This is a genomic window from Rhizomicrobium sp., from assembly GCF_056722145.1.
Map to the genome: position 1 here is coordinate 1 of NZ_JBWZET010000156.1, position 12381 is coordinate 12381.

The window sequence follows — 12381 nt, forward strand, 5'->3', positions numbered from 1 at the left end:
GAGGAGCTTGCGCTCGGCCTGCACCAGGATGATGTCGCTTTGCATCAGCCCATGGCGGGTCACCGCCGCGCAACTGAGGAACATGCGGGAGGCGTGAAAGGTGCGGGTGGTGGCGTCGACGAAGGGATCGAGCACGATATTCTGCTCACGGAACACCACGCCGCCCGGAATCGATACGCCGGTTCCGGGTTGCTGCAACAGCGCACTGACGATGTGCAGCGAGTTGGTCAGCACTTGCAGCTTCAAGGGTTCAAGATGGGGGCACATCTGCAGCGTGGTCGAGCCACCGTCGATTATGACGGCCTCGCCCGGCCGACACAGCGCGGCAGCCGCCTTGCCGATCGCCGCCTTGGCCAAGCTGTTGCGCCCGACGTTCTCGTGGAAGGGCACGCCCTGCAAGTGGAAGCCGGTGATCTCGCTATCGGTCCCAATCTGGGCGCCGCCGCGCACGCGCTTGAGCTTGCCGGCTTCCTGCAGGCGTTCGAGATCGCGCCGCAGCGTTGCCGCCGACGCGGAGAGCTTCAAGGATAGTTCGCGAAAGGAGACAAACCTCTGCTCTTCGAGGAGGTTCAGGATAATCCTGTCGCGCTCGGCTGAATGCATTTCCGACTCATGGACCGGTAAAATTCACCGACAATATACATGATCGTGGCGGTGGCGCGCACGAGCCAAAGCAATCAGATGATACCGGCCGCGACGTCCGCGGTTTTGCGCTCGGCGGCCTTCCAGGTGCGATAGCCGGATTCGCGGAACAGGACGACCGGATCGGCGGCGCCGCCGGCTTCGACCCGCGCCAGCGCCAGGATCGGTGATACGTCGACGTCGTAGGCGGTCCGCAGCGCCCGGAAGGCCATCATCACGTCATTGCCTTCGCGTGCGGCTTTCAGTTCGGCGCGATCGACCAGAAGGGCGCGGGCGTAGGCGCCGGCGATGGCTTCGGAAGCGGCAAACAGGCTCTCGATCGGGTCGGTGAGATTGTGGGATTCGTCGATCATGTAGGCTGGGCGGAAGGCCGCCGGCTTGGCGAGTTCGGCTTCGACGAGTTCGTTGAAAATCAGGAATAGCCTGTGCGGATTTATCGCACCGGCGTCGAGGTCGTCGTCGCCGTACTTCGAGTCATTGAAATGGAAGCCGCCCAGTTTGCCGGCACGGTTCAGCATCGCAACGATCTGTTCGATGTTCACGTTGGGGGCATGATGGCCGAGGTCGACCAGGCAATGCGCCTTGGGGCCGAGTTCGTTGGCGGCCATCAGGTTGATGCCCCAGTCGGCGACCACCGTCGAATAGAAGGCGGGCTCGCACAGTTTGTGCTCCATCAGCACGCGCCAGTTCTCGGGCAGGGCCGCGTAAATCGTCTTCATCGCGTCGATATAGCGGTCGAAGGAATCGCGGAAGCTTTGCTGGCCGGGGAAATTGGTGCCGTCGCCGATCCAAACCGTCAGGGCGTCGGCGCCGAGTTTTTTGCCGATTTCGATGCAGTCGATGTTGTGGGCGACGGCGAGGTCGCGCGCCTTGGCGCTGGTCGCCGACAGACTGCCGAACTTGTAGCTGGCGGGCTGGCCGGGCTGGTCCTGGAAGGTGTTGGAATTGACTGCATCGAAGGCAAGGCCGAATTCGGCGGCGAGGTCGCGCAAAGCGGCGGGGTCATTGGTGGTGTCCCACGGGAAGTGGGTCGAGACGCGCGGCGTGACGCGACAGAGCTGCTGCACCACGGCGCAATCGGCGATGCGCTCGAAGACGTTGGTGGGCTCGCCCGGAATCGGGAAGCGGCCGAAGCGGGTGCCGCCGGTGGTCAGGCCCCAGGACGGAATTGCCACTGAAAAGGCGGCGACCTTTTTCTTGATATCGGCGATGGCGATACCGCGGCGCTCCAGTGTCCGTCCGAGCGCGGCGTAATCCTCGTGGACGGCGTCGACGCGCTTGGCGTTATGAGATTCGATGCGCTCCTGCGGCAGCGGGTTCTTCCTGGCCATGGTTTTCCTCGACGGTTGTTGTGTTTTACCCGCCCGACACTGTTTTGGATACGCGTCGTTCAGCGGATGGCGGCGCCGAAAATCGCCGGCTCTTTGCGCGGTTCGCGCTTTTCACTCAACTCCGGCGCCATCCGCCAGCCGTTAAGTGCCAGAGCCGACGGCATCGGCTTGACGCCGAAATGACGCGCCAAGTCTATCAGATTCTGGGTCGAGATGGTCTGACGGGGGCCGCCCATCGAGATGATCTTGACCAGCAGTTCCGAGGCTTTTTCGACGGTATCGATCAGCCCGAACGCCTCGTTGAGCGTGGTGCCGGCGGCGAAAACGCCATGGAACGGCCACAGCGCCAAGGGGTGATGGGCGAGGAGCGCCGCGGTGGCGTCGCCGATGGAGTCCGTCCCGGGCACCATCCATTCGAGCGTGCCGATGCCGTCGGGGAACACGACCAGACATTCGGTCGAGCCTTCCCACAGGGCGCGGGTGATGTTCGCAGTCGTCAGCTCGAGCACATAGCTCAGCGACACCAGATTGGTGGCGTGGCAATGCATGATGACGCGCTTGTCCGCGCCGTCGCGGTGCCGGCTGGCGAAATGGGACTTGAGATGGGCCGGCAGTTCACTGGTCGGGCCACCGGTTTCGCCGAAGCCCCACAAGATCTCGATCGACTCGCCGCCGTCGAGCACGCGGATGACGCCGAGATTCTGTTCGGGTTCGCGTTCGACGTTGCGGAAATAGGCGCCGGTGCCGGTGACCAGGAAACATTCGCCATCGAGACCAAGGACCGGCTCGGTCAGCTTGCGCACGCGAGTGTTCTTCCACAGCGGAAGATACGGTGCGACATCGTCCTTGGTGAGGCGGAGGGAAACGTTTCCGCCGTTACGCTCGTCCCATCCCTTTTGCCACATGTCGGTCGTGACGCGGACCATCTCCGCGACAAACGACGATTGCTCGGTACGCAAACTATCCATCACATCAAAAGCCTTGTCGGTTCGGCGCCGGCTGTGCCGGCAATCCGTTGGGGCATACTCAGGTTAGACCGGCACCGGAGATACCGGGGCACCTCCGGTGCCGCACTTGCAGCCAGGGGAGGCATTCGCCGGGGAGCGACGGCCAAGGCTGCAAAGCACTGGGCGGCAGGAGGCGCGAATCTGCTGGCGTCATCTGCCGCTTCGAACATGGTCTTCGCGAACCCCTGACCTGCGCCGTCACCGTTTGGTGATCGTTAGCGATCTAACCTTCATATTTCCCTTGACGGTTTCAATCATAATCGCACAAATTCCATCAAAAAGAAATAGGGGGGTGGCGTGCGACATAGTCGGGCGGCGACCCACAGGCAGAGAAATCCATGGAATTCCGTCGCTGCGGCGGGGCACTGTGCCGGGACTCGCTTTGACGGGTTGGACTGCCGGCCGTGCTCGATCGTGAGCGGGGGCAAAGGGGCACCATGAAGGCGAATAGAATCGTCGTTTTGGACATCGGTAAGACGCTGGCGAAGCTGACCTTGTGGTCTGGCAAGGGCGAGTTGCTCGACCGTCGCACCCGGCCCAACGGGCGGCCGACGGCGCCAAAAGGCTACCCCACGCTCGACATTGCCGGTATCGAGGATTGGATGGCCGGCGTGCTGGCCGAGTTCTCTCGCACCCATACCGTCGACGCCATTGTTCCGGTGGGGCACGGCGCCGCTGCGGTGGTGATCGAACCGGGCGGCGGCTTCATTCCACCGCTCGATTACGAGGCGGCCCTGCCCGAGGACCTTGCGGCCGACTATCGCAGCCAGCGGCCGGCGTTTTCCGAGACGGGGTCACCGGCACTGCCGTGCGGCTTAAATCTCGGGGCGCAGCTCCACTGGCTCGAGGCGGCGCTGCCGGAGCGATTCCGGCAGGGTACAATCCTGACTTGGGCGCAGTTCTGGGCGTGGCGTCTGAGCGGCGTGGCGGCCTGCGAAGTATCGAGCTTCGGCGTGCACACCGATTTGTGGAACCCGACGACCGGGGCGCCATCGTCGCTTTCCGTGCGACGGCGCTGGGCGGCGCGCTTTGCTCCATTTCATAATGCATCGGACGTGCTCGGCACGGCGACGCCGTACTGGCGCCAGCGCTGCGGTCTCGACGCCAACTGTCGTGTTTATTGCGGTTTGCACGATTCCAATGCCGATTTGCTGGCTGTGCGCTCGCATTCATCGATCGGCGCGCGCGAACACACCGTGGTTTCCACGGGGACCTGGTTCATCGCCATGCGCTCCTCGCCGCAGACGATCGCGCTCGCCGATCTGCCCGAGGCCCGCGATTGCCTGATCAACGTCAATCCGTTCGGCCGGCCGGTGCCGTCGGCGCGCTTCATGGGTGGGCGCGAGACTGAGATTCTGGAGGCGGCGCCAGTTGCGCAGATCGATCCGGCGGCGCAGGAAGCCGACCTGATCGCCCGGGCGCAGGCGCTGGTGGCGGAACGTGTGTTTGCCTTGCCGGCGTTTCAAAACGGTGTCGGCCCTTACCCGCAGCACGCGGGACGCTGGATCGGCCGGCCTGAGGATCAGCTCGGTCGCCGGGCGGCGGCGGGCCTTTACCTGGCGCTGATGCTCAATACCTCTCTTGATTTGATCGGTGCGGCTGAACGACTCGTCATCCAGGGTCGTTTCCTGGCTGATCCGGTATTTGCGCGGGCGCTGAAATCGCTCCGGCCGGCCGACCATGTTTATCTGGCGCCGTCGGACAACAGCCTGTGCTACGGCGCGCTCAGTTTGATCGATCCGGCGCTCGTGCCGCAGACGCCGCTCATGGAAGCGGCGCCGCTGCCATTCGACATTGTGCGCTATGCGGCACGGTGGTGCGATTTACTCGCAACCGAATTCTGATCCGCTTTGCAAAGATTGAATCGTTGGTGAGGAACGCGTGCGTTCGCGCATCCACACTCTGTTAGCACCTGTGGCGAGGTGTGCACACTCCGATCAAATTCGCTCGTGAATGCCGAATGCTTCTACCGTCTCCAATCCAATTGTGATTACTATCACTCTTAGGCGATCACAATTACGCACACTGTGATCGCGAAAGGCGCAGCATGGGCCCGTGGGTTCGCCCGGTCCGGCAACAAGCGCCCACAAAACGAAACGTGCTGAGGGAGGGTTCTAAGATATGTCCAGCACTTCATTGAAAAGTCGCCGCGCGCGCTTGCTGTGCAGCTCGGGGCTGGTGTTGGCGGGCGCAATGCTCGCGACATCGGCTGCGTCTGCGCAGGACCAAATGGAAACGGTGGTAATCACCGGTTCGCGTCTAGCGGTGACGACGGCCTACGATGCGCCGACGCCGGTAGCGGTCGTTGGGGCGCAAGATATTCAGCTGTCGGGCACAGTGAACGTCGAAAATCTGCTAGCCCAGTCGCCGCAGTTCCTGCCTTCGACCAACGGCGGCCAGACCGGCAATACCGTGCAGGCGAACGGTGACAGCGGCGCGGCGTGGCTCAACCTGCGCGGCCTCGGTGAACAGCGCAACCTCGTCCTGGTGAACGGACGGCGTTTTGCCATCCAGGGTACGCGTTTGACGACCGACATCAATACGATCCCGGCGACGCTGATTCAGCGCACCGAAGTCGTGACGGGCGGCAACTCGGCGGTTTACGGCTCGGATGCGATCTCCGGCGTCGTCAACTTCATCATGAAGAAGGATTTCGAAGGCGTTCAGGCGGGGGCGCAGTACACCTTTGACCAGTACACCGTCTCGCCGATCTATAACTTCGACGTGACCGTCGGCGGCAACTTCGATCATGACAAGGGCAACCTCGTCGTGGCGATGAACTATATGAGCCGCAAGGGCTTCACTCAGCCTGATCACGGCCATTGGACGAGCGTGCAGTACACCGACGCCTGCGTCACGGCGGCGTCCTACAGCCCGAGCGCTCCGGGCGTACGCAACGGCGCCGGCACCGGTGCGGCGTGCGTCGCGTCGGGCGGCGTCAACGGCTTCGTGGTGGGCGGTTCGGGCGACGTGCCGAACGGCTACATCAACGGCATTCCGACCTATGCGGCCGCCAATCCGACGCTGCAGGGTTTGTATGCGGCGGCGGGCCTGACCGGCATGACCAGCGACGGCATGCTGTTCCTCGACGGCGCAACCAATCCGAATACGGTGCGCGATCGCAACAGTTCGACCGATCTCTACAACCTGATCGCCACCAACTATATGCAGGTGCCCGAGCAGCGTTGGATGATGAACATGTTCGGCAACTATGCCTTCAACCGTGCGGTTGAGGCGTATGCCGAATTCCACTTCTCGAGCAACAGCGTCACGGCGCAGCTGACTCCGGCAAACGCCAGCGGTGCGGCCCTGGTCAACACCCACAATCCGTCGTTCACGCCTGCGGTGCAGGCGATCCTCGATTACCTGGACTCGCAGGAAGTCGGCACGACGACGTTTGCGCCGTTCGGCAACTCGGCCGGCTACAATGTCTCGACGACGCCGAACGACGGTCTGGTCAAGGTCAACTTCGGCAAGCGCTTTGTCGAAAACGGCAAGCGCACCCAGGACGCCAATCGCGTGACCTGGCGCTTTGCCGGTGGTTTCCGCGGCCAGATCGGCAGCGTGACGCCTGATTACTTCAAGGACCTCAGCTACGACGTCTACTACACCTTCGCTCGCACTCAGGAAACGGACCGCCAGACCGGCTCGCTTTCGCGTTCGAAGATGCAGCAGAACATGATCTCGTCGACCAACGGCGGGACGCCGGTGTGCGACATGTTCGGCGAAGGCTCGCTGTCGCCGGCGTGCGTCGCCGCAATCACCGTCGGTTCGACCGTGATCACCAATGCCGAAATGCAGGACATCAACGCGGCCCTGTCGGGCACGGCGTTTGACCTGCCGGCCGGCCCGGTGCAATTCGCCCTCGGTGGCGAATGGCGTTACACCAAGGCCGAATACCTTCCCGACATGTACACGTCATCTGGCGACGTGGCGGGCCTGAACTCGGCCAAGCCGACCACCGGCGCCATGGTTTCGCATGAAGTGTTCGGCGAAATCGGTGTTCCGGTCCTGAAAGGCCTGCCGGCAATCGAGCATTTCACCGTCCACGGCGCATTCCGCTTCTCCGACTACAATCTCGCGTCGGCGAAGAGCATCTGGACGTGGTCGATGGGCGCCGACTGGAAGGTGATGGGCGATCTGACGTTGCGCGGTCAGTACCAGCGCGCCATCCGGGCGCCGAACGTCGGCGAACTGTATGGCGGCTTTGCGCAGAACACGACCAACACCCTGACGGATCCTTGCGGCGGCAATCAGCCTGGCGCCAGCCGGACGGCCGCAGTGCAGGCGATGTGCACGGCCCAAGGCGTTTCGTCGGCCAACCTGTGGACGACCGCGATTCAGAGCCCGACCGGCCTGATCGTCTACAACTCGGGTGGCAACCCGGCCCTGAGGCCTGAAACCTCCGACACCATCACGATGGGCGTGGTCGTCACGCCGGAAGCCTTGCCCGGCCTCGCATCGAGCATCGACTTCTACAGCATCCAGGTGAAGGACATGATCAACGCGCTGGCGGGCGGCGCCGGCGGCATCCTGACCAACTGCTTCGCGCAGACCGATCCGAACAACCTGTACTGCCAGCAGATACACCGCGTCGGTGGCATGCTGACGTCGGGTTCGGGCGGTTTCGTCAACGCCGCCAACGCCAACATTTCGGGCCTGAAGACACAGGGCTTCGACTTCAACGCGAACTACAACTTCGCGGTGGGTTACGGCCTGTTCGGGAACGAGAGCAACGTCGAAGTCGGGACCGCTTGGAACTGGCTGCTCGAGATGGTTTCGCTGCCTGACGTGACCAACCCCGGCGTGAAGAGCAACTGCGCCGGCGCCTACGGCAATACCTACTGCTTCTACGAGCCGATGCCGCGCGTTAAGGGAACGTCGCGCATCGTGTGGAACGACGGCCCGCTATCGCTCAGCCTGAAGTGGCGCATGGTCGGCGAAGCCACGCTCGACAAGTATCTCATCCCGCTGCGTCGTGGCGTGACAGGGTTGGCGCTCGCCAATTTCACGCGCCCGGTGCTGCCGGCGATGAACTACTTCGATATCTCGGCCAGCTACGACGTGACCGAGAACATCCAGGTCTATGGCGGTATCAACAACGTCTTCTCGAAGGATCCGCCGATCCTGGGCAGCGCCGCGAGCTATGCGAACTCGTTCCCGGCGACCTACGACTCCTTCGGCCGCGTGACCTTCATCGGCATCAAGGCCAAGACGAACTGATCCGAACGGGCGAGGGGAGCGTCGTAACTGGCGCTCCCCAACGCGAATATCTTTCTCGCGGCCGGTGCCCCCGGCCGCTTTTTCTTTGCGGCGATTTGCACAGTGCGCCGTTGTGCGGACGGCTTCTGTGCCGCGCCCAAAACGCCTAATCTGGCGCAAATAAATAAACATAACAGGGTGGAACGTAATGACCGGCAATACCGAACGGTCCCTCAAAGGACCACTAGCGCTGGCGATCAGCTGCTTTGTGATCTGGGGCTTGGCTTATGGCCTTCTCGATGTGCTCAACAAACATTTCCAGGAAACGTTGCACGTCTCCAAGGCGAGCTCGGCGTGGCTGCAGATCGCCTATTTCGGCGCCTATGTCGTGTGGAGCATTCCAGCCGGCATGCTGATGCGGGCACGGGACTACAGGTTCGGCTTGGCGACCGGGCTCGTCGTCATCGCGATCGGCGCATTCTGCTTCGTCCCCGCCGGCAGTCTCGCCAGCTTTCCCTATTTTGTGCTGAGCATGTTCGTGCTGGCTTCAGGCCTGTGCGTGCTGGAGACGTCGGCCGACACCTATGTCAGCGTTCTTGGCAAGCCCGAGCATGCCACCCAGCGGCTCAATCTGGCGCAATCGTTCAATGCGTTGGGCGTTTTCTGCGGCCCGATCATCGCCGCCAATTTGTTCTTCAATCCGGACGTCGCCAAGACGCTCGGCGGGCCGCAGCAGTCGGTGCAGCTGATCTATCTCATCATCGGCGTCGCGGTTCTGATCTTCGCTGTGGTGATGGCGCGGTCCGGGCTGCCCGAGGTCAAGGCGGAGGAGCACGCGTCGGCGGGCGCCAACAACGATCCCTCGAAATCGCTGTGGCAGTACCGCCATTTCGTCTTTGGTTTTGCGACGCTGGCGATCTACATCGCCGCGCAGGTTGGTGTGTATGCCTTCTTCCTCAATCAGGCGACCGAAAGCTGGGTCGGCCTGACGACGGCGCACGCCAATTATCTGTTTTCGATCGGCGTGCTCGCCTATCTGATCGGCCGCTTCGCCACTACTGCACTGATTGGGAAGTTTTCGGCGCGGGCGGTACTCGCAGCGTATGGCGTCATCAACGTCGTGCTCTGCCTTGTTGCCGCCGCGGGCATCAACAAGGTGTCGGCGCTGGCGCTGCTGCCGGTGTTCTTCTTCATGGGCACGATGTTCCCGACCATCTTCACGCTCGCCATCCGCGGTCTTGGCGCCCACACCAAGCTGGCGTCGTCGCTGATGGTGATGACGATCGGCATTGGCGGATTGTTGTTCGTTTATCCGATGGGCATGATCGGCGACCGCTTCGGTATGCCGCCGGCGTTCCTGTTGCCGGCGTTCGGATTCATCGTCGTCACCTGGTATGGCTGGAAGGGCGCGCGCATCGGCTGACGTGCTTCACAAATTGAAAAGTCGCCGGAATCGCTTCCGGCGGCTTTTTTATTTCGAACGGCGGTCAGCCCTTCAGCGTCGCCATGTCGATGACGAAGCGGTATTTCACGTCGCTCTTCAGCATCCGCTCATAGGCCTCGTTGATGGTATCCATCGCGATCACTTCGACGTCGGCGGTGATGCCGTGGGCGGCGCAGAAATCGAGCATCTCCTGCGTTTCCGGCAAGCCGCCGATCAGCGAGCCGGCAACCGCTTTGCGACGCAGCACCAGCGGCGCGGTATTCAGCGCGTCCTCCAGCGGTCCGAGATAACCGACCAGCACCAGCGTGCCGTTGACGCTGAGCGTCGGGACATACGGGTTGAGGTCGTGCGCATACGGCACCGTGTCGATGATGAGTTCGAACTTGCCCGCCACCGTTTTCATCGCGGCCGGATCGCTCGACAGCACGATGTGATCGGCCCCGAGACGGCGCGCGTCAGCCTCCTTGCCCGGCGAGCGGGTGAACAGCGTCACCTCGGCGCCCATCGCCTTGGCGAGTTTCAGGCCCATATGGCCGAGGCCGCCGAGCCCGGTCACGGCCACGCGCGAACCCTTCTTCACGCCCCAATGGCGCAGTGGCGAATAGGTGGTGATGCCGGCGCACAAGAGCGGCGCCGCGCCCTTGAGATCGAGCCCGTCGGGAATGCGCAGCACGAACGGTTCAGCCACGACGATGGCGCCGGAATAGCCGCCCTGGGTAACGCGGCCATCCTCGGGATCAATCGCCGAATAGGTGAAGACCGCGCCATCGCAGTACTGCTCGTGGCCATGCGCGCAGGGTTCGCAGTCGTGGCAGGAATCGACCAGGCAGCCGACCCCGACCGCATCGCCGACCTTGAATTTCTTGACCTCGGGTCCGATCGCCGTCACCCGGCCGATGATCTCGTGGCCCGGCACGACCGGATAGATGGCGTTACCCCAATCGTTGCGGGCGGTATGCAGGTCGGAATGACAGACGCCGCAATAAAGGATTTCAATCGTCACGTCGTCCGGGCGCGGATCGCGCCGCTCGAAGGAATAGGGCACCAGGGCGGTGGTGGGCGAATGGGCGGCGTAGCCGTGCACTTTGATGGTCATAACGTTGCCTTTCGGACGAATCGAAACGGGGCCGGACAATAGGGCGGCGGGTGCGAGCGGTTTTGCCGGCAGCGTTCGCGTTACAATTTTGCGGATTTAGTAGAGATGGGGAAACCTCCCGCATTCTTCAAGGGGGTGCGACAGAATGGCGTTTCTTCCGCGATATCAGCCGGTTGTCCGATCCATTCGCGCGAATGAGGTGCAGGCACAATAGTTTCGGGAGGATGAAATTTGCGGGCGGTCGCCTTGCCTGCCCAAAAGAAAACGGGCCCGCATCGCTGCGAGCCCGTTCGGGGAAGTATCTACGAAAAGCCTACCACCAGACGGCGTAGAGCGCGATCAGAATGGCAATGATGGCGCCCGAGGCGATCTTGAACGATGGCGTGGTCGAGTAATCGACGTTGGTCACGTCCACCGTCACCGCTTCCGGCTTCGGCTTCTGCAGCAGCGAGGCGAGAATCGCGAGGCCGAGGCAGATCAGGAAGGTGTAGCCCATGCGGTTCATGAACGGCATAGCGCCCATGTCTTTGAGGATCGCGGCGGCCTGGGGATTGTGGACGACGCTCACCAGGTTACCCGCGAACTTGTACAAGCAGCTCAAAGCCACCGAGCCGACTGCCGCAACGATGGCGCCGGCTTCGGTAGCGCGCTTCCAGAACATGCCGAGCAGGAAGATCACGCAAATGCCCGGCGTGAAGAAGCCGGAGAACTCCTGGATGTACTGGAAGGCTTGATCGAAGCCGCCCAGCAGCGGCTTGACCACGATCACGGCGATCACCAGGGCAATGATGGCTGAGGTGCGGCCGGTGATGACCAGCGTCTTCTCGCTGGCTTTCTTGTTGAAGGTCTTGAACACGTCCATCGTGAAGATGGTGGCGATCGAGTTCACCTTCGAGCCGAGCGAGGCGATGATCGCAGCGGTGAGTGCGGCGAACACGATGCCGAGCAGGCCCTTCGGCAGGAGGGTCATCAAGATCGGATAGGCGTGGTCGGCGCAGACCTTGTGGATGTCATCGGGGCAGGCCATCTGCGCCTTGCTGGCAATCAGAACCGCGGCGATGCCGGGCACGACGACCAGCAGCGGGATCAGCAGCTTGAGGAACGCCGCCAGCACGATACCCTTCTGGGCTTCGTGGATCGACTTCGCCGCCAGGCCGCGCTGGATGATGTACTGGTTGAAGCCCCAATAGGAGAGGTTGGCCACCCACATGCCGCCAAGGATGACGGAAAGGCCTGGCAGGTCGGTATAGAACTTGTTGTCCGGCTTCAGGATCATATGGAAGTGATCGTTCGGCACTTTCAGCAGCAGCGTCTGGAAGCCATGGAGCGCACCGAGCGCGCTGAAGTCGCCGGAAACATGGGTCAACGAGATGAAAACGATGACCATGCCGCCGAGCACCAGCATCGAAACCTGAACGACGTCGGTCAGCGCGATCGCCTTGAGGCCGCCATAGAGGGCGTAGGCACCACAAAACGTCGCCAGGATGACGACGGACCACATTTGCGGCACGCCGGTCACAGTCGAGAACGCGGTGGCGCCGAGCCATAGAATGGACGTCAGGTTGACGAAGACGTAGAGCACGAGCCAGAAGATCGCCATCACGAACTGGATGCCCGCACCGTACCGGCGCTTGAGGAACTCCGGCATCGTGTAGATTT

The 12381-nt window shown here is 62.5% G+C and carries 8 protein-coding genes; 3 read left to right on the plus strand and 5 right to left on the minus strand.

Going from position 1 to position 12381, the window contains the following annotated elements; all coding sequences use genetic code 11:
- From AC1P6P_RS08625 to rhaD, 3 genes are all read right to left on the minus strand, one after another.
- The coding region (locus AC1P6P_RS08625) for a DeoR/GlpR family DNA-binding transcription regulator (RefSeq protein WP_481402032.1) at nt 1-603 on the minus strand (603 nt) is incomplete at its 3' end.
- 74 nt (nt 604-677) lie between these two features.
- On the minus strand, nt 678-1973 hold the full coding sequence (locus AC1P6P_RS08630; protein ID WP_481402033.1) for a sugar isomerase: 1296 nt from the start codon (nt 1971-1973) through the stop codon (nt 678-680).
- A gap of 59 nt (nt 1974-2032) precedes the next feature.
- Complete coding sequence (gene rhaD / locus AC1P6P_RS08635; protein WP_481402034.1) at nt 2033-2941, minus strand: rhamnulose-1-phosphate aldolase; 909 nt, start codon at nt 2939-2941, stop codon at nt 2033-2035.
- 476 nt (nt 2942-3417) lie between these two features.
- On the opposite strand from rhaD, the gene AC1P6P_RS08640 reads away from it, so the two are divergent.
- The 3 genes from AC1P6P_RS08640 to AC1P6P_RS08650 all read left to right on the plus strand — a co-directional run bounded on the left by AC1P6P_RS08640 (nt 3418) and on the right by AC1P6P_RS08650 (nt 9605).
- The gene (locus AC1P6P_RS08640; protein ID WP_481402035.1) at nt 3418-4824 is read left to right on the plus strand and encodes an FGGY-family carbohydrate kinase; all 1407 of its coding nucleotides are present in this window, start codon (nt 3418-3420) and stop codon (nt 4822-4824) included.
- A gap of 385 nt (nt 4825-5209) precedes the next feature.
- Nucleotides 5210-8203 (plus strand): TonB-dependent receptor domain-containing protein, encoded by a 2994-nt coding sequence (locus AC1P6P_RS08645; protein WP_481402036.1) that lies wholly within the window; start codon nt 5210-5212, stop codon nt 8201-8203.
- Nucleotides 8204-8390: 187 nt separating this feature from the next.
- The gene (locus AC1P6P_RS08650) at nt 8391-9605 is read left to right on the plus strand and encodes an MFS transporter (protein WP_481402037.1); all 1215 of its coding nucleotides are present in this window, start codon (nt 8391-8393) and stop codon (nt 9603-9605) included.
- 64 nt (nt 9606-9669) lie between these two features.
- On the opposite strand, the gene AC1P6P_RS08655 is transcribed toward AC1P6P_RS08650, so the two are convergent.
- Nucleotides 9670-10722: an NAD(P)-dependent alcohol dehydrogenase gene (locus tag AC1P6P_RS08655; RefSeq protein WP_481402038.1), complete on the minus strand. Its 1053-nt coding sequence runs from the start codon at nt 10720-10722 to the stop codon at nt 9670-9672.
- Between the two features lie 313 nt (nt 10723-11035).
- On the minus strand, nt 11036-12381 hold a 1346-nt coding region (locus tag AC1P6P_RS08660), incomplete at its 5' end, for a sodium:solute symporter family transporter (RefSeq protein WP_481402039.1).

Coding starts and splice junctions, on each gene's coding strand:
- AC1P6P_RS08630 (WP_481402033.1), bottom strand. CDS start 1,973: ATGGCCAGGAAGAACCCGCTGCCGCAGGAGCGCATCGAATCTCATAAC.
- rhaD (WP_481402034.1), bottom strand. CDS start 2,941: ATGGATAGTTTGCGTACCGAGCAATCGTCGTTTGTCGCGGAGATGGTC.
- AC1P6P_RS08640 (WP_481402035.1), top strand. CDS start 3,418: ATGAAGGCGAATAGAATCGTCGTTTTGGACATCGGTAAGACGCTGGCG.
- AC1P6P_RS08645 (WP_481402036.1), top strand. CDS start 5,210: ATGGAAACGGTGGTAATCACCGGTTCGCGTCTAGCGGTGACGACGGCC.
- AC1P6P_RS08650 (WP_481402037.1), top strand. CDS start 8,391: ATGACCGGCAATACCGAACGGTCCCTCAAAGGACCACTAGCGCTGGCG.
- AC1P6P_RS08655 (WP_481402038.1), bottom strand. CDS start 10,722: ATGACCATCAAAGTGCACGGCTACGCCGCCCATTCGCCCACCACCGCC.